The following is a 20,729-nucleotide window of genomic DNA, read 5'->3' on the forward strand; positions in this document are numbered from 1 at the left end:
ATTGTTAGAAACCAATTTGAATACCGAAAGACACGGAAGTAGCCAGTGGATAGTTCCAGTTGGGGTTCTCGGGATCCGAGCAGGTCAGGCTGCTGCTCTTCAGAGTCAGCAGGTTTTGCCCGGCAATGTAGGCGCGGAAGCTCGACATGCGCAGCTTGGAGATGAGCTTTGCAGGCAGACTGTAGCCCAGTTGGAGTGTGCGCAGCTTCAGGTAGGAGCCGTTCTCCACATAGTAGCTGGAGGCTCGTCCCTCGTCGGCCGTGTTGTTGGTGGTCAGGGCCGGGATGGTCGAGGCGGTGTTGTCCGTGGTCCATGCACCGAGCAGACGGCTGCCCTTGTTGGAGCCTGCGTCGGTGATGCTCCAGAAATCGGTCTGGAATTTCTGGTTGTTGTACACGTCCTGGTCGGCGACGCCCTGCCAGAACATGTTCAGGTCAAAGCCTTTATAGGTCGCGGCCACGTTCAAACCGTAGGCAAAGGCGGGCACAGGGTTGTAAATCCAGGTCTGGTCTGCCTCGGTAATCTTGCCGTTGCCGTCGAGGTCGGCATACTTCAGGCCACCCAGACGGGCGTTGGGCTGTCCGGAGGCCAGCACCTCTTCTCGGCTCTGGAACAGGCCGTCGGCTACGTAGCCCACGATGGAACCATAGGGTTTCCGGGCCTCCACGAGGTTCTGTTTGGTCGTGTGGGCGTAGGAACCGGTGGTCGAAGTGGGCAGCTCGGTCACGCGGTTGCGGAAGAAGTCCACGTTTCCGTTGAGGTCTATGCCCAGTCCGTTGGCCCACGTCTTGCGGTAGCCCACGGTGAATTCCATACCCCAGTCTCGGAGCGAGGGGCCGTTGGACCACCTGTTTCCGCCCTCGCCCATGACGGCCAGGTAGGCCGGATTGATGAGCATGTCGGTGATGTTCTTGATGTAGGCATCCACCGTGCCGTAGAGGGTGTTGCCGAAGAGCGTGTAGTCCACACCGATGTTGTACTGCGTGGTGGTCTCCCACTTCAGGTCATTGTTGCCTGTCTGCGTGGCGCGGTAGCCCGAGGGGAAGGTGCCGCTGCCGGCCAGGTGCAGGTCGTAGGCCGTCGACGTGGTGCGGTCCAGTCCGTAGTCGGCCACGTAGAGTCCGTAGTGGGCGTTGTTGTCAATGCCTTGGTTGCCCGTCTTACCCCAGGAGAGGCGCAGCTTCAGGTCGTCCATCCATTTCTCGTGCAGCAGTTGCGAGATGCGGAAACCCAGCGTGGCGGCGGGGAAGTTGCCCCAGCGGTGCTTCTCGCCGAAGCGCGAACTGCCGTCGTGGCGTAGGGTGAACGAGGCCAGCAGCAGGTCGTTGTAGTTGTAATCCACCTTTCCAAATAACGAGGCCAGGCGGTAGCCCACCTTGGCGCCCGTGTTGTGGGTGGTGCCGGTAGCGGCATTGGGCCACATGTAGTCCTTGGTCTCCAGCGTGTATCCCTCGGAGAGCGCATGGAAGTCCACGAAGCTCTGCTTGTTGATTTCCGAGCCGAGCAGCACGTTGAAGTGGTGCGCGCTCTTCACGTCAAACAGATAATTCAGCGTGTTGGACCAGGTGTAGTTGCTGTTGTTGGTCTGTCCCAGGTCGGTTTTGGCTATGTTGTTGTTCACAATGTCCGAGGCAAAGGTGTGCGTCAGGGCGTTGATGAACGAGGTGGTATAGTCTATACCGAAGTTGGAACGGAACGTAAGGCCCTTCGTCGGCGTGATGTCCACGTAGGCATTGCCGAAGAGTTTCCAGTAATCCAGGTGGTTGTCCTTGTTGTGGTAGAGCTCGCGCATGGGGTTCTGACGGTCGCTCATGCCGCCCACGGGGCCGGCAAAGGTGGTGCCGTCCACCTCGTAGACAGGCACGGTAGGCGACATTTTCAGTGCGTTTTCCATGGGCGCGCTGTCCACCTGCTTGTTATACGACAGCGTAAAGTTCTCTCCCAGCCTTACGATTTTGTTGATTTGGTAGGAGTTGTTCAGGCGGGCCGAGAAGCTCTGGAAGTCGGTATGTTTCAGTATGCCGTCGTTCTTCTTGTAGCCCAGCGAGAACATCGAGGTTGCTTTCTCCGTGGCGTTTGACACGGATACGTTGTAATTGCGCGAGAATCCCGTGCGCGAAATCTCGTCCACCCAGTCGGTATCCGAGCATCCCATCGTGCGTTTGCTGTTGATGTAGCCGTCGTAGAGCCCATTCACCGTATAATTCACATACTGCTTTGTGGCCGGATTCCACACCCTGATGCCCACGCCCTGCGTGGCGTTCAGGCTCAGTCCGTAGTTGCTGGCATAGGCCACGGGGTCTATGCCGTCGTTCAGGGCGGCCTGTGCCATGGCCGTAGCGTAGCCCTTGGTGTCGAGGAGCTTCATCTTCGACTGGCCGGTGTAGAACTGTGCAGTGAGGTTGGCCGTGAAGTCCACCCGTATCTTTTCGCCCTTCTTGCCCTGCTTGGTAGTGATGATGACCACGCCATTGGCAGCGCGGCTGCCGTAGATGGAGGCCGATGCGGCGTCTTTCAGCACCTGCATGCTCTCAATGTCGTTGGCGTTGAGCGTGTTCAGGGCGGTGGTCATGGGCACGCCATCCACGATGTAGAGCGGGTCTTGCGAGGAGTTGAACGAGCCGATGCCGCGCACGCGCACCGTCGACGTGCCGCTGGGCGAGCCCGTACTGGTGATGGTCACACCGGCCACGCGGCCCTGCAGGGCTTTCATCGGATCGGCATCGGGCGAGGTTTTCACGGCGTCGGTCTTGACCACCGACACGGCTCCCGTCAGGTCGGCCTTGCGTTGCACCTGGTAACCCGTCACCACCACCTCGTTCAGGTCGCTGGCCGTCTCTTTCAACACCACCCGAAGACCGGCTCCGGCGGGCAATATTTGTGGCTCGTAGCCAATGTAGGTGACCTCGATCGAACTGCCTCGGGGGGCTTTGAACGAGAAGTTGCCGTCCAGGTCGGTCACGGTTCCGTTGGACGTTCCTTGCTGCATCACGGTGGCGCCGATGACCGGTTCACCCTGCGCGTCGAGAACTGTTCCGCTGACAGAGATGTCCTGTGCCCACGTGGCGGCGCAGACCAACATGAGCATCAGGCTCAATAGAAATCTTCTTAGGTTTTCCATCTGATTGTTTTGAAATTGTTAGTACTTGGTGTTTCAGATGCGGCAAAGGTAGGCGATGGCTGTGGCAGACGGGTTAAAAAAGCGTTCATCCCTGCTAAAAAATGTTTCATGTATCATTTGTGGCATGCAATGAAACAAACGAGCCTCCCGTTGGGGAGGCTCGTCGATGGCTTGTTGTGGCGGTATGACAGGGCGCAGGGCTCGGTCGCGGTCAGCTGCGCAGCTCGTTGGGGTTCTGCCCGAACTCGTCCTTGAAGCACTTGGTAAAGTATGACGGCGAGGTGAAGCCCACGTCGTAGGCCACCTCCGACACCGTCATGTCGGTGGTCTCTATCAGGTGGCGGCCCCGCTGCAGCCGTGCGCTGCGCAGCAGTTCCACGGGCGACTGCCCCGTGAGGGCCTTCACCTTGCGGTAGAGCTGCACGCGGCTCAGCCCTATTTCCTCGCCGATGCGCTCCACGTTGAAGTCGGCGTCGGCCAAGTGCGTCTGCACAATCTTGCGCAGCCGCCCCACAAACCGCCGGTCCTTGTCGCCCGTCGCGGGGGCCGCGGTCGGCGTTGTGCCGGCCTCGTCCGTGTCGTCTTCCGATCCGTCCTTGCGGGCCGTGGAGAACAGGGCATAGAGCCGTGCACGGTTTTGCAGCAGGTTGTCGATGCGGGCCAGTAGCACGTTGGCCTGGAAAGGCTTGGTGAGATAGGAGTCGGCCCCGAGGCTGTAGCCCTCGGCTTTCTGGTCGTCGAGGCTGCGGGCGGTGAGCAGAATCACGGGGATGTGGCTGGTGGCGGTGTCGTCTTTCAGGGCGCGGGTGAAAGCCATGCCGTCCATCACGGGCATCATCACGTCGCACACCACCACGTCGGGCACCGTCCTGCGGGCCAGGGCCAGCCCTTGCCGCCCGTCGGCGGCCTCGGTGATGTGGTACTTTTCTTTCAGAATGGTGCGCAGGTAGGCCCGCATGTCGCCGTTGTCGTCAATGACGAGCACCTCGGGTTGGGCGTTCTGCTCGGTGGCCACCACGTCGTCGAAGTACTGCCTGGCGTTCACCGTGTCGTTGGCATAGGGCGAAGCCTGCAGTCGGGCGGCCGTGTGCGGGGCATTGCTTGCCTCGCCCACGGGGCCCTGTTGCACCTTGGGCAGGGTCACGGTGAAGCAGGTGCCGCTGCCCGTCTGGCTCTCCACCGTCACCGTGCCGTGGTGCAGCGTGGCGTAGGCCTGCACGATGGCGAGCCCGATGCCCGTGCCGCCCGCCGCCCCCTGGGCCTGGTAAAACCGCTTGAAGATGTTGGGCAGGTCGGCCGTGCCGATGCCCATGCCGGTGTCTTTCACACTGAAAGCGTAGCTGTCGCCCTCGTCGGTCACGCTGGTGGTGATGGTACCGCCGGCCGGAGTGTACTTCAGGGCGTTGGTCATCAGGTTGAAATAGATGTGCGCCAGCTTGTCCTTGTCGGCCACGATAACCCCTCCGTCGGTCAGTTCGTCGGCCATTTGCAGGTTGATATGCCGGCGCCCGGCCGCCACCCGGAAGTCCCGGCACCAGTCGGCCAGCGAGTCGCCGAGGCTGAAGCGCGACAGCGTGAGCTCCATTTTGCCGTTCTGCACCTTGCGGAAGTCGAGTATCTCGTCCACCAGCTGTTGCAGGATGTTGGCGTTGCGCTGTGCGGTCTGCAGCAGCTGCCGGCGTTCGTCGGGCTGTGGCAGCTCTTCCAGCAGCCGCTCTATGGGCCCCTGGATGAGCGTGAGCGGCGTGCGCAGCTCGTGGCTTACGTTGGTGAAGAAGGCCAGTTGCCCGCGTGTCATGTCTTCCACCTCGCGGGAGAGCCGCTGCAGTTCGTCGTTGCGCTGCCGCAGTTGTCGGTTGAGTCGTTTCTTGGTGATGTTGGCCCGGTACATGTTGACCACGACAATCACCATGAGAACAATGAGTCCTACAAAGAGCAGGATGATGATTTTCTGGTTGTTGTACTGCGTGAAGTAGCGGTCTACCTGCCGGTGCAGCATATCCAGGTTGTCGTTCTGGCGGGCCAGTTCGCGGGCCTCGCGCAGCATCATTTCAGCGTTGTCGCGGGTGATGACAGTGGTCTCCAGTAGGTTGTCGCGGCTGTAGGGCTGGCCGCGCAGTATCTTCATGGCCAGTGCAATCACCGCCTCGCCCTGCGTGGGATAGAACGATGTGGCCTCGAACACGCCATCGCGCACCAGCTCCAGCCCGCCGCCCTCGGTGGCCAGGCCGTCCACACCCGTGAACTTCACCGGCCGGCGTATGCCGTGCTGCCGCAGGGCCACGTAGGCTCCCCAGGCCATGCGGTCGTTCTGTCCGTACACATAGTCGAAGTCGCGCGTCTTCTTCAGGATGCGGCCCATGGCCCGAATGGCGCTCTCTTCTTTCCAATTGCCCGCCTCAGAGGCCACCAGCTGCACGCCGGGCCAGGCCTTGATGGCGTCCACAAAGCCCTTGTGCCGCTCTGCGGCGGGCGAGGAGCCCTCGAGTCCGCGTATCTCCACCACGCGGCCGCGGCCTTTGAGCTGCCGGGCAATGAACTGTCCCATGGCCTTTCCTATGCCATAGTTGTCGGCTCCGATAAAGGCAGTGAACTTGTTGGAGTTGGTTTTGCGGTCGTAGAGAATGACGGGGATGCCGCGGTTGTAGGCCCGTTCGATGGCCGGGGTGATGGAGCGGTACTGGTTGGGGGCCACGACGAGCAGGTCCACGCCCTCGTCAACGAACCGGTTGATCTGTTCCATCTGCCGCCGGCTGTTGTCGTTGGCCGAGGCCAGGCGCACCTCCAGCGAGTCGTTGAAGTATTCGCTGGTCTTCAGCTCGCGGTTCAGCTTGTCGCGCCACACGTCCTGACTGCACTGCGACACGCCGATGACGTATTTGCGGGGCCGCTGTCGGTTGCAGCCGCAGAGGGTCAGCAGCGCGAGCAGGCAGAGGAGCAGCCGCCCCGTCTGCCGTTTCATCTGTCTGCCGCAGACAGGGCGCCGCTTATATAATAAGGTGTAGGGGATGGGGTCGGGCTGTGTCATGGCGGATGGGTATTGGTGCTCTACAGGCAAAGATAGGGATTTATTTTGATACATCCCGCGTCGTTCCCCTTTTTTCTTCTTTCTCACGCCGAGGCGCTGATAGGGTGTAGGGTGGCTTGTTTTTGGTTCATGCAGAGGTGCAGAGGACACGGGGAGAAGCTATTTCTCCCTGTCTCTGCTCCTCTGCGTGCGCGCAATCTCCCTTTTGTTTCTCTCCCACGGAGTCGCCGAGTGTGTTTAGAAGATCAGTTTCTCCCAGTCTCTGCGCCTCTGCGTGCAAGAAACATTCGCGTGTCTCCCAGCTTTCTCTGCAAAGCTCCTCCCCTCAGACCGTCACGACACGGCTGAAATTTTCCTGCGCCCAGGCGATGAGGCTGTTGATGCAGGGCATGAGCGACCGTCCCACGTCGGTCAGTGCATACTCCACCTTGGGCGGCACCACGGGATACACCGTACGGCTCACCAGGTGATTGCTCTCCAGACGGCGTAGCGTCTGCGAGAGCATCTTTTGGGAGCAGTCGGTGATTTGGCGTTGAATCTCCGAGTAGCGCAGCACGCCCGAACTGCTCTGGTCGAGAGTGGAGAGCACCAGCATGGACCATTTGTCGCCAAACCGGCTGATGACTTGACGGATGGGGCATGCGTCGTAAACGTTGTTGGGAATCTGTTGCATGGCATTGTTCCTGTTGGATGTACCGTGCAAAGATAACCATTAGTTTCCGAAAGAGAGTAAAGCTGCGGCTTGACGGTGTGTTAATATACGTTAATCACCTTTTCGTTAAAGCCCGTAGGCATCCCGTTTCCAACCTTTAGGTAACTATCCCACTGCTTGGTACGTTCTTGCAGCGTGTGTTGTTTTCGCTTATCTTTGCACTGTAAACAACAAAGAAACATTAAAAAACGAACAAGATGAAAGAGATGAAGAAAGTGGCTGAGGGCGCTCATTTCAGTGCCGCAGCGTTTGGAAGACTGAACGAGATGAGTGATTACGTGCTATCCATGGGCGATCTGAAGATTCCAGGCAAGGTATTTGGCGGTCAGGCCGTGGGGGCCACGGGGGGCGAGTTCTCGTTCCAGGTGTTCCAGCCCGGGCAGGAAGGCGGCTTCTACCACACCCACAAGAACCACGAAGAGCTCTATTTCTTCCTTAGCGGCCGGGGCGAATATCAGGTCGACGGGCAGGTGATTCCCGTAGAAGAGGGCACTGTGGTGCGTGTGGCTCCCGCAGGAAAGCGTGCCGTCCACAACACGGGCACCGAGCCTATGCTCATGCTTTGCGTGCAGTATTGGGGCAATACGTTCACGGCCGACGATGCCGCCGACGGTGAAATCCTGTCCGAGCCAGTGGAGTGGTAGGGCGCAAGCTCCAATGACCACCGCTTCATCGCGTAGCCGTTACGGCGTAATCGCGCGGTGATTACGGCGTAAAGGCGTGGTGATTTCGGCGTAATCGCATGGCCTTTACGCCGTCATCATTCCGCCTTTGCGCCGTTTTCTTTTTGGGCTTGTGTGGGTATTGCCGTAGGGGCCGGCCTTTGCGCCGCCCCCTGCGTCCCATCGGGGCGTTGGGTTCCCACTGTCCCCACCATGCGTTTTGGCGTTTGTTCCAAACGTAGGGGCCGGCACGGAGGCCGGCCCCTACGGTAAAACCCATGATGGCGAATGGCAGGAACAGATGGTTTAATTCAAAATTCAGAATTCAAAATTCAAAATGGCATGCCACGATTTGTTGCCACGAACAAGCACGGAAAGCCACGGATGCCGCGCCGTTTTTGTGCAATGGCCCATGCTTTGCCCATTGGGCGCAGCATCTGTACCCAATGGCGGCATGGCATTTTAAATTTTGAATTCTGAATTCTGAATTCTGAATTAAATAGCTCTTTGCGTCAGGTGTCTTGTGAGGCTTAGTAATTCAGGCACGCCCCGCCGTCCGGGCGGCACAGGTCGAACCGGAGATGCTCGGCCATGTCGGGCACGGTGACGTCGTGGGTGGTGCCGGGCGGCATCACGGGCAGGGCGAGGACGCGTGTGCGTCCGGCGGTGTCGGTGTAGCGCAGGGTGTAGCCCCGCAGCGTGTAGGCGGGGATGCCATTCTTCGCCCTGATGCCCACCACCACGGCGCGGTCGCCCGCTTGGGCCTGCCACACGGCGGCCAGCGTCTGGTTGTCGCGCACGGCCGTGGCGGGTTGCACCTTGGTAATCTCCACGGGGCACATGAGGTCGCGCAGCACGTAGTAGGACGGCTTGGGCACATGGCGGTAGTCTGTGACCCCGTGGCGGCGTATGCGGTGCTTGCCGCGTCCCTCCTCGCCCATCTGCGTGCGGTAGTCTTCGAGACAGAAGTAGATGTAACCCGTCACGAAATCGGTCTTGCCCCACTCCGTGAGGTGGTAGAGCATGTCGTCGGTGCGCCGCCGGTCGCCCCCCACGAACACCGGCTCGCACAGCCCGAACTCGGTGATGAACAGCGGGCGGCCCTGCAACACGGGGCGAATCTTGTCGAACAGCGCGGGCAGCTGCTCGCGGCGGCGCGGGCGGTCGCCGTGCCAGGTGCCGATGTATTCGTTCCAGGTGGGGATGTCGAGCAGCAGCGAAGGGTCGCGTTCGAGGTAGCGGTACATCGAGTTGCCCACGGTCTCGGTGAGGCGTGAGGGGTCGAGCCGCCGGATGACGGCCCCGAGGGCGGCCACGTCGCGGTGGTTGTCCTTCACCTCGTTGCTCACGGCCCAGGCAAAGATGCACGGGTGGTTGTAGTGGGCCTCAATCATTTCGGCCAGCGTTTCCTCGGCCAGCGCGCGCTGTGCGGGCGAGAGTTCCTTGTAGGGTTGCTGCCACCACGACAGTTCCTGCTGGGCGAGGATGCCAAGCGAGTCGAGGGCGTTGAGCATGTCGTCGCCCTGAAACCAGTGGAAGCGCGTGACGGTGCAGTTCAGGTCTTTCAGCATGCGCGCCGAGCCGACGACGTAGTCGCGCGGCTCGGCCATGCCGTAGTCGGGGTTGCTGCCCGGCATGGTCTCCACGCCCGGCAGCCGCACGGGCTCGCCGTTGAGCACGAAGCGGTTGCCCCGGATGCCGAACTGGCGGAAGCCGATGTGCCCCCGTGTCGTGTCGGAGAGCCGCCGGCCGTCGAGCACGCTCACCTCGAACGCATAGAGTGCAGGGTGGTCGAAGTGCCAGGGCTCCACGCGGCCGCAGCCGAAGTCGGTCTCGAACGTGCCCCCAAGGGTGCGCCGCAGCCGGTGCCGGCCCTCGTAGAGCACGCGCCCGTCGTGCTTGCTGCGCAGCCTGACGAGGAACGTTGCCGTCGTGACCGACGGCTCCCACAGGCGCAGGGACAGGTGACAGGCCCCCGTGCTGTCGGCCAGCGAGAGGGTGGGGGTGAAGTGGGCGTAGCGCAGGCTCAACGGCCCGCTCTCGTGGAGGGACACCCGGCGGTAGATGCCGCCGTCGTTGGCCCAGTCGAAATGCCGCCTGAAAGGGAAGTTCAGGTCGGCATATCGGTTGTCCACCTCGACCACGAGGCGGTTGTCCTGCCCGGCCCTGACGGCGCGGGTCACGTCTACGGTGAAGGGCGTGTAGCCCTTGCCGAGGTGCCGCCCCACGCACAGGCCGTTCACGTAGACCGTGGCGTCGTGGTACACGGCCTCGAAGCGCAGCCGCAGCTGCCGGCCTTTGGGCAGGGCGGCCACGTGCAGCGTGCGCTCGTACCCGGCCCGGCCGGCATAGTCTTCGAGCCCGGGCATGACGTTGTAGGTGTGGGGCAGACAGACGGGAACGGCCTCGGCGGGCAGCCCCGAGGCGTGGTCGGCCGAGTCGGCCAGGAAGCGCCAGCCGTCGTTGAGCGCAATGTCGCGCACCTGGGCGGCGGCCGGCATGACGAGGAGCAGGGCCAGGGCCAAGGCGAGGAGTGAGGGTTTATTCATAGATGCTTGTGGCATGGGTTTCGGATGAGGCGGTGGCTGCGAAGAGACGGCGCAGCCGGGTAGCGTCGACGGCCTGCCGGGGGGCGAAAGCGGGCGAGCGCATGTACTCGGTGAGGCTGTAGCGCAGGTGGCGCATCTCGGGCAGGTCGGCATCGAGCTCGGTGCTGCTCACCACGATGCCGCCCCGTCCCAGCCGGGCCTCGAAGAGCAGGGCGAGGTGGCGGTTGCTGACAAAGTTGTCCACCGACTCGATGAGCGGCTGCACGCCGCCGAGCGAGTCGAGCACCATGACGCGGCTACGCTTCACGATGTTCCACCACTGCCAGTCGGCGTTGAGGTCGGTGGGGAAGTGGGCCAGGGCCGGATGGCGGGGCCGAAGCAGCAGTCCCATGGTGCCGGCCTGCTTTGGAAAGTGCACGGGCGACCAGAACACGGGCAGGAATTTGCCCTCCAACCCCTCCACTTGCTCCTTGCGGGCGGGGTGGAGTAGCACGCGCTCGCCGGCCGTGGCGCGGCGGATGGCCTCGTCGGGGCTGGTGGTGACGACGATGCCGGGGCTGTCGGCGCAGGGGGCGTAGGCCCAGAAGTCCCAGGTGTTGGCATAGTCGGTGCCCACGATGCGGACGCGCAGCGTGAGCCGGTCGGCGTCGGCGATGGCACTGAGGGGCACGGCAATGGAGCCCACGGCGTTGAGCCGGCCCTTGCCCAGCGGGGGCGCGGCGAAGCGGCCCTGGGCCAGCACGGTGCCGTCGGAGCGGCAGACGGCCCATCGCAAGGCGTGCCCCGTGAGGTCGGTCGGGCTGTAGTTGGCCACCTCGAGGTCGGCCCTGAAGGTCTCCGTGGTGCTCCAGGTGGCGCGGTCGAAGCGGGCCAGCGGCACCACCGGGGCGCAGAACTGGCGGAAGTAACGCTCCGTGCAGAGCCCTTTGCTGTCCCAGAAAGCGTCGACCAGCCCCACCAGGGCCGTGCCCTGGCCCGGGAAGTCCTGCAGTCCCAGCAGCTGGTAGCCGCTGAAGTCGCGTGTCTTCAGTGCGCGTTCTATCTCTTCCTTGTAGAGCTTCACGGCCAGCCGGCCGCTGGCCTGGGTGTAGTCGTCGGCGCGTTGGAGCAGCCCTTTCTGCTCCAGGTCGCGGCGGATGGCCTTGAAGTTGAGGGCGTCGAGGGTGCCGGTGTACTTGTCGGTCTCGCGCAGGTTGGGGTAGACGCTGTACTGTCCTATCTCGTGGCTGATGAGGGGAACGGCGCATCCGGCAGCCGTAGAGTCGTAGTCGCTGCGAAAGCAGGGCGGCTGCTCGTCGAACACACCCTGTCCACGCACCCACCCGCGGTCGGTCCACTGGGTCACATAGAACTGATCTTCGGGCTCGGGATGGCCGCCATGGCCTTTCTCAAAGGTGAAGGTGGTGGTGGCATAGAGGTGGCGCGGGTCGGCCTGCTTCATGTGGCGGCAGAGCGTGTTCAGATAGTTGAAGTCGCGTTGCAGTTCGTTGCCGGGCGTCATGAGGCAGAACGACGGGTGGTTTCCGTAGGCCCGCCAGATGCGCTCGAACTCGCGGTGGAAGTAGGCTTCGGCCTTGGGATTGGAGCCGATGTCGAGTGTCCAGTTGGGCAGCTCCACCTGCAGGTAGAACCCCATTTCGTCGGCCACGCTGAAAGCAGCCTCCGGCGGGCAGTAGGAATGGAAGCGCAGGGAGTTAAGTCCCCACGCCTTGGCCCGGCCGAACACCCTGCGCCAGCCCTCCTCGGTGGTGGGCGGACAGCCCGTGAGGGGGAAGATGCAGCACTCGAGCGTGGCGCGCAGGAAGATGCGCTCGCCGTTGAGCAGCAGCCGGCCGTGGCTGCTCTCGAGCCGGCGCATGCCAAAACGCACCGTGCGCTGCCAGCCGTCGGCCTGCACGGTGAGCCTATATATATAAGGTGTGAACTCGCTCCAGAGCCTGGGGCGGCCGACGGGGATGATGAAAGTGGAGTCGTTCGGGCGGGTGTAGGGCCGTAGCCGGCCGTCGAGCCTGAAGCGGGGGTGGCGCACGGGCCGCCCGTCCAGCACCACGCGCAGCTGCCGCCGCTCCACGTCGGGGTAGACCTGCACGTCGGTTACGCGGGGTGCCACGCTCATGCGCATGCGTCCCAGCACGCCGTTCCACATGGTCTGCGTCTCGTTAGTATAGGCATGCGCCATGTCTTCGTAGGAGAGATCCACCTGCTTGCGGTTGTCCACGACGAGGCGCAGCCGGTGCCGTCCCTCGGCGAGCCCCCGTGGCAGGCTGAACACGTGGGGCGTGGAGAGGCTCTCTTGGGCGGGCCCGACTTCGTGCCCGTCCACGTAGAGCCGGCTGAGCCACAGCACGCGCTCGAACTCGAACAGCAGCGGTCGCCCGGCCATCTGCCGGGGTACGTCGACAGTGCGCTCGTAGGTGGCGGGGCCGATGTAGCTCACGCGGCGGGTGAGGTGGCGCATCACGGCCTTGTTCACACTGCCGTCGGGCAGCCGCAGATGGGGTTGCAGGGTGGTGGGGGTGCCGATGCCGGCCTGGTCGAGCGTGGTGGGCAGGCACACTTCGCGGGGTGTAGGGCTGAGGGTGGTGGTGACCTGCCAGGGCCCGCTGAGGTCGGCCGAGGGCTGTGCCGCGGCACGGCTGCTCGGCCACAGCAGGGCCAGTATGAGGAGAAAGGATGGTTTCATGTCTGTAGCTTTGGGGCAAAGATAACGGTTTCGCGCCGTCCTGCCCATAGACAAAGCCGGAATAAAGATGGACGATTTGCCGGTAAACGCGCCGCGAGGGCACCAAAAAAGGGCGGGATTCCGTGTGGAATCCCGCCCTGTGGATGGAGCCGAACCCGTGGGGGCCGGCATGGAGCATCAGTCGTTGGCCTCGGTCTCGTCGTCCCAGATGGAGCCGCGCTTGGACAGATTGCCGCCGGCACCGCCGGTGTAGGTGTCGCCGCCGAGCTGGGCGCTGCCCGTGGAGTTGTCTTCAGAGAAGTTGACGGATGCTGCGAGGATGGACTCTTGCTCTGTCATGCCCTTGTAGAGCGTGCAGGGCTTTACGTATGTTCTTTTCATTGTCGTTGTTGTTTTTACGGTTGATGGATTACTTGACGATATACTTCTTGCCGTTCTTGATGACTACACCCTTGTAGCTCTTGCCCACGCGCTGGCCGGCAAGGTTGTAGGTGGCGTCGTTGTCGGCCTTGCTCTGAGGCAGGAGAGACACGCCGGTGGTGGTGCCGTCGAAGACGAAGTTCAGGCCCTTGGCGCCAGCCTGTGTGCTCACGGGCAGGTAGGCCGAGTGGGCACGCACGGTGGTACCCTCGGTGGACACGGCGAAGAAGCCGGTGTTGTTGTTCTGGTTGGCCAGCACGTAGTAGGTGGTGGTGGCGTCAGAGGCAATGGCTGTCTCGGCGGTCACGCCCACGAAAGCATTGTCGCTGTTCTTGGTCAGGCCGTCGGCCACGTAGGCATTGGCCGTGGCGGCGCCTCCGGCCAGACTTCTCAGCAGCACGCCCTCGCCGGCAGCCACGTTGTAGATGCGGGTCAGTGTTACGGTGTTGTCGGCCACGGCAGCCTTGTAGGCGGCGATGGGGGCATCCTGTGCAAGCACGAGATCGCTCTCGCCGCAGTAGGTGGCCATGCCGGCATCAGTCACGCTGAGGGCCGTGGTTTGCAGGTCGGACAGCTTCATCAGGCGCACGTCGCCGAAGCCGGCCCAGCCGGCCACGTTCTGATGGTTCACCTGGGCGCAGTACCACTCCAGTGTCACGTCGCCGCCATAGGTGGTGAACTCGAGGGAGTAGTCGTTCCAGCCGCGGCCGAACACACCGCCTTGGTTGCCGATTTCCTGCAGTTCCATGTCAGCGCCATTGGCTCTGAGGTGGGTGTTCATGTTGGCCGCTGCACGCGATTTCACGGTGAACAGGTATTTTCCAGCCTCCAGCGAGAGGGTCTTGGTGGCGTGCTGGTTGTTGGCCGAGCCGTTGTAATAGTCGAAGTAACCGTATTCATGGTTGCCCTCGGAGTCGGTCCACGACTCTGCGCTAAGCACGCCCAGGTTGCCTCCGCCTTGGCTGGCCGTCCATTCGCCCACGTTGGGGAAAGCGGCTTTCTTGCCGGTGAAGTCGTAAACATAGACCTGTGAAGCGCTGGCCACGCCCTCGGCCTTACCCTGAGACTCGTAGGCGGCGCGGATGGCTTTCTGCAAAGCCGTGCGGGCAGCCGTTGCTTCTGCAGCGGTGGCGGGCCGTGCAATCACAGCCGTGGTCATGGCTTCGAGCTTGGATGCTGCGGCATACGGCAGGGTATTCGGGCTGGGAACGTCTTGCTTGAGGGCGGCCCAGTCATTGTAAGCCGGGGCAGCCTGCTTGAAAGCATCGATGGCTTCTTGCAGCTTTGCGGTGGCAGCCTCATAGCCGGAGGTGATGTTGGCGTAGGTGTTGACGGCACTTTCCAGGTTGGTTCTCTCGTTGCCCGACACGTTGACATAGGTGGCTTCGTTCAGAATGTTCTGTGCCTCGGTCATCGACAAGTCGAAAATGGTCTTGACATCGGCGTAGCGTGTCACAGTGGTGGTGCCGAAAATGCCCCAGCCCATTCCTGTGAAGTTGGGAAAGTCTACGGCCAGTTCGAGCTTGCCGTCGTCGCCCACGTAGCAGTACACCTCGTTGGCATACTTGCCGTCAGCGAAAGCAGCATTGGCCTCTGACACGCTGTTGGGCTTGTTGTCGGCCACGCGCTCCTCGGCCCAGCCCTTGATACGGGCCTGCTCGCCGTTGGCCACGATGTAGGCATTGGAGTTGATGGTGATGTCGGCATGCTTTGCCACGCACCAGGCATTGCTGCCGTTGCGATAGAAAGCGGGGATGGTCACCTTGTAAAGGCCTTTGGCAACCCCCTCGATGGTGTAGGCGAAGCGGCCGGTGCCTTGGTAAACCTCGCGGGGAGAACCGTTGGAAGCCTTGCTTCCGCCCCGTCTGGCGGAGAATCCATAGTCCGTCGGGGCGATGGTGTAGGCCGTTGTTGCACCGTAGTTTGAAGCAAGGATTGCAAGGAAATTGTCGGGCGTGACATTGCTTATGCCTGCTGCGGCAATGACGTTGGCATAGTTGGCGTTCGTGTACGCATTGACCATGGCATTGCGCTCTTCGGTGGTCTTCAGGGTCCAGACGGTGGCTTCTTCGACATTGTCGGTCTTGGTGACGTACTCGCCGAGCGGGCCCGTGCGGTGGGTCATGTACTTGCCGTTGACCGAGAAGATGAAGCCGTTGGCCACTTGGGTGGAAGTTGCCGTCCAGGCTACGGCGATGCCGCCGTCGGTGTACACGCCGTCATTGATGTAGACGTTGCCGTTCCAGTCGGTCGGCGAAAGGGTGTAGGCATCGTTGGCAAAGGTTGCCTTGACGGGAATGCCATACTTGTCGGCCGTGGTCTCCGTGCCCCAGGCAGCGCCGCGGGAGAGGAACACTTGATGCGTGGCATCGTAGAGATAGTAGGTGCCGTCAGCGAAGGCACCGCCGTTCTGTGCATTTGCTCCGACTGTGGCCAGTAAGGACAGCGAAGCGAATAGTGCGGAAAAATGTTTCATAAACGCTTGTTTGGTTATTGATATGTGTTTAAGATAGGGTGACAAATTGCGAGTCGTGAAACGTTCACGGCGCAAAGATAGGCAAAAGATTTGGTAATAAGCGGAAAAAATACACTTTTTTTTGAGGCGATGGCATTTTTTTGTGGGAAAATAAAAAAAGGAATCACCGAAGTAATTCCTTTTTGCGTGCGCTTCAGGATGGGCTTGAACCAACGACCCCCTGATTAACAGTCAGGTGCTCTAACCAACTGAGCTACTGAAGCAGTGCTTTTGTTTTGCGGTTGCAAAGGTAGAAAGTTTCGCCGAAACCTCCAAACAAAATCGAAGAAAAAAATGAAATAAGCCGAAAAAAGTTTGCCTGTCGCCATAAATTCCATACCTTTGCAAGCCGTGAAGACGACGGCGAGAGCCATAAAAAAGATGGAAATGAAGAAGATTTTCGCAATTGCCTGTTGCTGCATGGCCGTATGGAGCGGTTGGGCCCAGAGCGACCACGACTTCAAGGTGGCCAAGAATCTTGACGTGCTGAACGTGATTTACAAGAATCTCGACATGATGTACGTGGACACGCTCGATGCCGACGAGGTGGTGGGCAACGGCATCAATGCCATGTTGCAGAGCCTGGATCCTTACACGGTGTACTATCCCGAGGACAAGCAGAAAGACCTGAAGATGATGCTTCAGGGCAAGTACGCCGGCATCGGGGCCCTGATACGCTATAACTTCAAGCTCGGCCGCGTGTGCATCGACGAACCTTACGAGAATATGCCTGCCGCCGAAGTGGGGTTGAAGAAAGGCGACGTCATCCTGAGTATAGACGGTGAAGATATGACCAAGCGCGACAATGCCTACGTGAGCGACCACCTGCGTGGCGACGCCGGAACCACGTTTGAACTGAGGATTCACCGCCCCTCGACCCAGCGCGACATGAAGTTCAAGGTGACGCGCCGGTCGATTCAGCTGCCTTCCGTACCTTATTATGGTGTGCAGTCCAACGGTCTGGGCTATCTTAACCTGAACAGTTTCACCGAGGGCTGCGGCAAAGAGGTGCGCAATGCCATCATCGAGATGAAGAAAGCAGGGATGCGCGGCCTCGTGTTCGACCTGCGCGGCAACGGCGGCGGCTCGGAGCAGGAGGCCGTAAACATCGTGAATTGCTTTGTGCCCAAGGGTCGCCTGGTGGTGTCGAACCGAGGCAAGTTGCAGCGGGTGAACCGCGACTACCGCACGGCGGTGGAGCCGGTGGACACGTTGCTGCCGGTGGTGGTGCTGGTGAACGGCAGTTCGGCGTCGGCCTCGGAGATAACGAGCGGAGCCCTGCAAGACATGGATCGGGCCGTTGTCATGGGCACCAAGACCTACGGCAAGGGCCTCGTGCAGTCCATGATCGACCTGCCCTACAATGGCCAGATGAAGCTCACCACCAACAAATACTATATTCCTTCGGGCCGCTGCATCCAGAAAATCAACTACAAGCACGCCGACGGCGGCTCTACGGAAGTGGTGGCCGACTCGCTCACCAAGACGTTCTACACAGCCGGCGGCCGACCGGTCAAGGATGGTGGAGGCATTGAACCCGACGTGGAAGTCAAGGCCGACTCGCTGCCCAGCATCACTTATTACCTGGCCGGCGTGCGCGATTCGGCCGAGGTGCTCAATGATTACGTGGTGGATTACATTGCCCGTCATCCCACGATTGCACCGGCGGCCGACTTCGAGCTGAGCGATGCCGACTACGAAGATTTCAAGCAACGTGTGCTCGCCAGCAGTTTCAAGTACGACGCCATGAGCGACAAGACACTCGAGAACCTCGAAAAAGTGGCTCGCTTCGAGGGCTATTACGAGGAGGCCAAGCCCGAATTCGAGGCCTTGAAAAAGAAGCTGAAGCCCAACCTGGCCAAGGATCTCGACTTTAATAAATTGAGTATCAAGGAGCTCCTCACCGGCGACATCGTGGCCGCCTACTACTATCAGCGGGGTGCCGTTCAGAACACTTTGCGCACCGACAAGCAGGTCAAGGCCGCCTTCGACCTGCTCCTCGACTCCGCCAAATACCACTCCTTGCTCCGGCCGCAGAAAGGAGAGGCGAAGTGACAACTCTATATAATAAGGAGAAATAGATATGGTTCCATCCGCGAAAAATCATGCTCAAGAAAGTCGCAAACTACAGTTTGCAGTTCTTGCCATTGGTGCTACGGCTGCAAAGCTGCAAGTTTCACCGACTGTGGTCTATAACAGATTGCAAAGATTGGGGCTTGTACGGAGGCTGCTCTTCGATTGTTACGACACACTGCATGCAGAGAGCATCGACGGTGTGGTGTGGAATGTCACAGAGGCACTGAAGAACTGGGAATCAGAAGAAAAGGAGGAAGCTATATGATTTTGTATCATGGTTCCAGCGTTGCGGTGGACAAACCGCTGGTTCAGGTGGGCTGTCCGGCACTTGATTTCGGCCCCGGCTTTTATCTTACCCGGCTGAAAGAACAGGCAGAACGCTGGGCCAGGCGAGTTTGTGTGGTTCGTCACAGTGCCCATCCGGTGCTCAGCATTTACGAATGGGACGAAAAAGCCTTTGCCAAAAACTCTTTCCGGCATCTGTGTCTTCCTGATTACAACCAGGTTTGACTCGATTTTATCGTGGCCAGTCGGTGTGGAGAACAGCCATGGAAAGATTATGATGTGGTTGAGGGCGGCGTGGCCAACGATCAGGTTATCGACACCGTTGAGGACTATTATGTGGGCCGCATCACAGCCGAACAGGCGTTGGGACAGTTGCAGTTTGCCAGACCTACTCATCAAATGTGCATTAACAGACAAGCTGTCATCGACCACTGCTTGCTTTTTGCGGGGATTGAAGAAGTAAAGATATAGAGCCATGAGAGACCAAGTATTGTGGAGAAAGACAGCCCGGATTATCCAGTTGGCAGCCGAAGAACTCGACGTGTCTGTGGAAAGGGCCATGGATATGTTCTATAACTCGGAGACATTTGCCTTGTTGGACAATCCGGACAGTGGTCTGCAACTGATGGGCGACCGATATGTGCTGGATAGTTTCTTGCGAGAACTGGCCTCGCAGCAGCCATAACCATGTCGTTCGATTTTGCCATGTAACAGCTTTTCGGGGATAGTTGGGCATGAATAGCGCGCAATAATTGCCATTTCTCTTGCGTAATTCTGTTTTTATCGCTATCTTTGCACCCAAATCCAAGTTTTTGGTATTGAACATCATAGAGAGACATCAGCGTCCGCAGCATTTCTCCAACAATAATAAAGGGATGTGCGTAGCACAGGGAAAGATGAATTTTCCTGCAAATTTTTCGTCGAATTGTTTGGTAGTTCCAAATAATTTGCTACTCTCTCTCTCTCTCTCTCTCTCTCTCTCTCTCAAGCCACTGGCGTAACCTCTCTCTAAAACACTTACGCGTACGCGCGCGAGGCGAACCACGCGCAACCCCAATAGGCAAAGGACTCCCCGGAGTTTCCTTTGCCCCACTTTTCGTGCCCTTTTCGCAGCAGAGCGAAAACGGAAATAAGCAGCTTTTAAGCACTCAAAAAGCATGTTAAATCCAAACTAAAATGAAGCATATAAACATGAAAACGAAAAATGAGCAAGACAAGCACAGGCAGCCCTATGTCTGCCCCAACTGCGAAGTCATCGCCGTGGAGAACGAAAACACCATCCTTGCCGGCAGTCCGGCGGTTCAACCCGGTGGCGGAGGGCCAGTAGGCAACAAAGGCAGCGTCAGCATCGAAGACCTCGTAGAGGATGATGACGACACGGAAATCTCCGGAGCCAAAAAGTCCACCGTCTGGGACGTGTGGGAAGAGTGAAAAGGTAAAATAGAGTAAAAGAGTAAAAGGTGCTGTCGCGATCCCTCCTTTCCTCTGCGCCTCTGCGTGAGCCATACTCGTGTAGCTCCCACGCAGAGACGCGGAGGAAAGGAGAAGCAAGAACGGAGCCACTCTTAAGACAAGCAGACCATTAAGAAAACAAGCAAAGGAGTCAGCAAGCAAAGGAAAAGCAAGCAAGCTGACAAGTAGACAACGATTAAACAACAAGCAACAACCATGATAAGATTCAAGGAATATCTGGAACGCAGGGCCCGCAGGGCGGCGTTCATGAGTGTGTGCCTCGCGGGGCTCGCAGTTTTCGGCGGGCTCTCCCTCGGCTCGTGCGCCAACGAGGATCTGGGCAAGGACAATGACAAGGATGGCGGAGACAGGAACGCCGCCGTGACCTTCAACGTGAGTGAGGCGCAGAACGATGCACAAGAGGCCGCCGCCAAGGCCATGCCGGGCGTGCCCGTGACACGCGCGGCGTTCAGCGAGCAGCTGGGCATGATGAACCTTACACCCGAGGACCTCACCACACAGAGGCTCGCCGTGCAGGGAGCCGCCGGCACCGACCTCTGCCTCATTGAGACCACAATAGCCGGCGTCAACCCCATGCGACAGGACAACCGCACGGCAACCGCCGCAGAGCGTGCAAAGGCCTCCGGCAACGGCAGCACGACCGGCACCGAGGCTGCGACCCGCGCCAACATCACCACGATGACCACACTGGGCCACTTCTCCTCCATCGGCTACCGCGGCACATCGGCAACCGGCATCAGCAACACACCGTGGTTCCACGACAAGGACACCAACCCCGACGGCACACTCGTGAACACGATCTATTGGTGGGCCGCCCAGCCTTTCGGCAAGTTCTTTGCCATAGCCCCGCGTGAGGCCGCAAGCTACACCAAGCTCAAAATCTCGCCCGACACCTACGCCGGCACACCCTACGTGGACTTCGAGGTGGAGCCCGACGTGAAGAACCAGAAAGACCTCATGACCGCCTGCTCGGGCCTCGTGCATTACGATACGCCGAACGTGGCCCCGCGAACCGACCTCAAGTTCCGCCACGCCCTCACCGCCGTGCGCTTCAAGGTGGGCCAGAACCTGTCGTACAGCAAGACCATCACCAAGGTGGAAATCATCGGGGCCAAGAACAAGGGCCGCTACGTCCTGCCCACCAACGGCACGAGCACCGGTACCTGGAGCAGCCTCGATGCCTCCACGGCCACCTTCACCCTCGG

The 20,729-nt window shown here is 60.2% G+C and carries 14 protein-coding genes, 1 tRNA gene and 1 pseudogene; 8 read left to right on the forward strand and 8 right to left on the reverse strand.

The features are described 5' to 3' along the window. Positions 1-4 precede the first annotated feature (4 nt). The 3 genes from L888_RS0108210 to L888_RS0108220 form a co-directional block, all read right to left on the reverse strand. Positions 5-3,121, reverse strand: a complete 3,117-nt coding sequence (locus tag L888_RS0108210) for a SusC/RagA family TonB-linked outer membrane protein (RefSeq protein ID WP_027952545.1) — start codon at positions 3,119-3,121, stop codon at positions 5-7. A gap of 211 nt (positions 3,122-3,332) precedes the next feature. Further along, on the reverse strand, positions 3,333-6,149 hold the full coding sequence (locus L888_RS0108215; protein WP_084567354.1) for a substrate-binding domain-containing protein: 2,817 nt from the start codon (positions 6,147-6,149) through the stop codon (positions 3,333-3,335). A 325-nt stretch (positions 6,150-6,474) separates the two neighbouring features. Continuing rightward, on the reverse strand, positions 6,475-6,822 hold the full coding sequence (locus L888_RS0108220; protein ID WP_005845649.1) for a winged helix-turn-helix transcriptional regulator: 348 nt from the start codon (positions 6,820-6,822) through the stop codon (positions 6,475-6,477). Positions 6,823-7,058: 236 nt separating this feature from the next. On the opposite strand from L888_RS0108220, the gene L888_RS0108225 reads away from it, so the two are divergent. Together L888_RS0108225 and L888_RS14485 are read left to right on the forward strand one after the other, a co-directional pair. After that, on the forward strand, positions 7,059-7,505 hold the full coding sequence (locus tag L888_RS0108225) for a cupin domain-containing protein (RefSeq protein ID WP_005845652.1): 447 nt from the start codon (positions 7,059-7,061) through the stop codon (positions 7,503-7,505). Between the two features lie 306 nt (positions 7,506-7,811). Further along, the gene (locus tag L888_RS14485; protein WP_156924992.1) at positions 7,812-8,003 is read left to right on the forward strand and encodes a hypothetical protein; all 192 of its coding nucleotides are present in this window, start codon (positions 7,812-7,814) and stop codon (positions 8,001-8,003) included. Positions 8,004-8,053: 50 nt separating this feature from the next. Here L888_RS14485 and L888_RS0108230 read toward each other — a convergent pair whose 3' ends face one another. From L888_RS0108230 to L888_RS0108250, 5 genes are all read right to left on the reverse strand, one after another. Continuing rightward, the gene (locus tag L888_RS0108230; protein ID WP_169732674.1) at positions 8,054-10,072 is read right to left on the reverse strand and encodes a glycoside hydrolase family 2 protein; all 2,019 of its coding nucleotides are present in this window, start codon (positions 10,070-10,072) and stop codon (positions 8,054-8,056) included. Next, complete coding sequence (locus L888_RS0108235; RefSeq protein WP_044248991.1) at positions 10,065-12,755, reverse strand: glycoside hydrolase family 2 protein; 2,691 nt, start codon at positions 12,753-12,755, stop codon at positions 10,065-10,067. The genes L888_RS0108230 and L888_RS0108235 overlap by 8 nt, the downstream gene beginning before the upstream one ends. Positions 12,756-12,932: 177 nt before the next feature. Then, positions 12,933-13,136, reverse strand: coding sequence for a hypothetical protein (locus L888_RS0108240; RefSeq protein WP_005845658.1), 204 nt, complete (start codon positions 13,134-13,136; stop codon positions 12,933-12,935). 28 nt (positions 13,137-13,164) lie between these two features. Continuing rightward, complete coding sequence (locus L888_RS0108245; protein ID WP_027952549.1) at positions 13,165-15,651, reverse strand: hypothetical protein; 2,487 nt, start codon at positions 15,649-15,651, stop codon at positions 13,165-13,167. Positions 15,652-15,840: 189 nt separating this feature from the next. After that, positions 15,841-15,914 (reverse strand) — tRNA-Asn (locus L888_RS0108250). Between the two features lie 163 nt (positions 15,915-16,077). On the opposite strand from L888_RS0108250, the gene L888_RS0108255 reads away from it, so the two are divergent. The 6 genes and pseudogenes from L888_RS0108255 to L888_RS0108275 all read left to right on the forward strand — a co-directional run. Further along, a complete protein-coding gene (locus L888_RS0108255) occupies positions 16,078-17,745 on the forward strand; it encodes a S41 family peptidase (protein WP_027952550.1) in 1,668 nt (555 codons plus the stop codon). A gap of 28 nt (positions 17,746-17,773) precedes the next feature. Then, positions 17,774-18,031: a DUF3791 domain-containing protein gene (locus tag L888_RS15005; RefSeq protein ID WP_075261855.1), complete on the forward strand. Its 258-nt coding sequence runs from the start codon at positions 17,774-17,776 to the stop codon at positions 18,029-18,031. Further along, a pseudogene (locus tag L888_RS14080) lies at positions 18,028-18,522 on the forward strand (DUF3990 domain-containing protein). The gene L888_RS15005 and the pseudogene L888_RS14080 overlap by 4 nt, the downstream one beginning before the upstream one ends. 4 nt (positions 18,523-18,526) lie before the next feature. After that, on the forward strand, positions 18,527-18,736 hold the full coding sequence (locus tag L888_RS0108265; RefSeq protein ID WP_005845670.1) for a hypothetical protein: 210 nt from the start codon (positions 18,527-18,529) through the stop codon (positions 18,734-18,736). 491 nt (positions 18,737-19,227) lie between these two features. Continuing rightward, entirely contained in the window at positions 19,228-19,482 is a 255-nt protein-coding gene (locus L888_RS0108270) for a hypothetical protein (RefSeq protein WP_027952552.1), read from the forward strand. 237 nt (positions 19,483-19,719) lie between these two features. Continuing rightward, positions 19,720-20,729: fimbrillin family protein (locus tag L888_RS0108275; RefSeq protein WP_027952553.1), on the forward strand; the 1,010-nt coding region annotated here is incomplete at its 3' end.

The sequence above is a fragment of the Hallella seregens ATCC 51272 genome, from assembly GCF_000518545.1.
GTDB lineage: Bacteria > Bacteroidota > Bacteroidia > Bacteroidales > Bacteroidaceae > Prevotella > Prevotella seregens.

Coding starts and splice junctions, on each gene's coding strand:
- L888_RS0108220 (WP_005845649.1), bottom strand. CDS start 6,822: ATGCAACAGATTCCCAACAACGTTTACGACGCATGCCCCATCCGTCAA.
- L888_RS0108255 (WP_027952550.1), top strand. CDS start 16,078: ATGAAGAAGATTTTCGCAATTGCCTGTTGCTGCATGGCCGTATGGAGC.
- L888_RS0108210 (WP_027952545.1), bottom strand. CDS start 3,121: ATGGAAAACCTAAGAAGATTTCTATTGAGCCTGATGCTCATGTTGGTC.
- L888_RS0108215 (WP_084567354.1), bottom strand. CDS start 6,149: ATGACACAGCCCGACCCCATCCCCTACACCTTATTATATAAGCGGCGC.
- L888_RS0108230 (WP_169732674.1), bottom strand. CDS start 10,072: ATGAATAAACCCTCACTCCTCGCCTTGGCCCTGGCCCTGCTCCTCGTC.
- L888_RS15005 (WP_075261855.1), top strand. CDS start 17,774: ATGGTTCCATCCGCGAAAAATCATGCTCAAGAAAGTCGCAAACTACAG.
- L888_RS0108270 (WP_027952552.1), top strand. CDS start 19,228: ATGAAGCATATAAACATGAAAACGAAAAATGAGCAAGACAAGCACAGG.
- L888_RS0108245 (WP_027952549.1), bottom strand. CDS start 15,651: ATGAAACATTTTTCCGCACTATTCGCTTCGCTGTCCTTACTGGCCACA.
- L888_RS0108235 (WP_044248991.1), bottom strand. CDS start 12,755: ATGAAACCATCCTTTCTCCTCATACTGGCCCTGCTGTGGCCGAGCAGC.
- L888_RS0108240 (WP_005845658.1), bottom strand. CDS start 13,136: ATGAAAAGAACATACGTAAAGCCCTGCACGCTCTACAAGGGCATGACA.
- L888_RS0108225 (WP_005845652.1), top strand. CDS start 7,059: ATGAAAGAGATGAAGAAAGTGGCTGAGGGCGCTCATTTCAGTGCCGCA.
- L888_RS14485 (WP_156924992.1), top strand. CDS start 7,812: ATGGCAGGAACAGATGGTTTAATTCAAAATTCAGAATTCAAAATTCAA.
- L888_RS0108265 (WP_005845670.1), top strand. CDS start 18,527: ATGAGAGACCAAGTATTGTGGAGAAAGACAGCCCGGATTATCCAGTTG.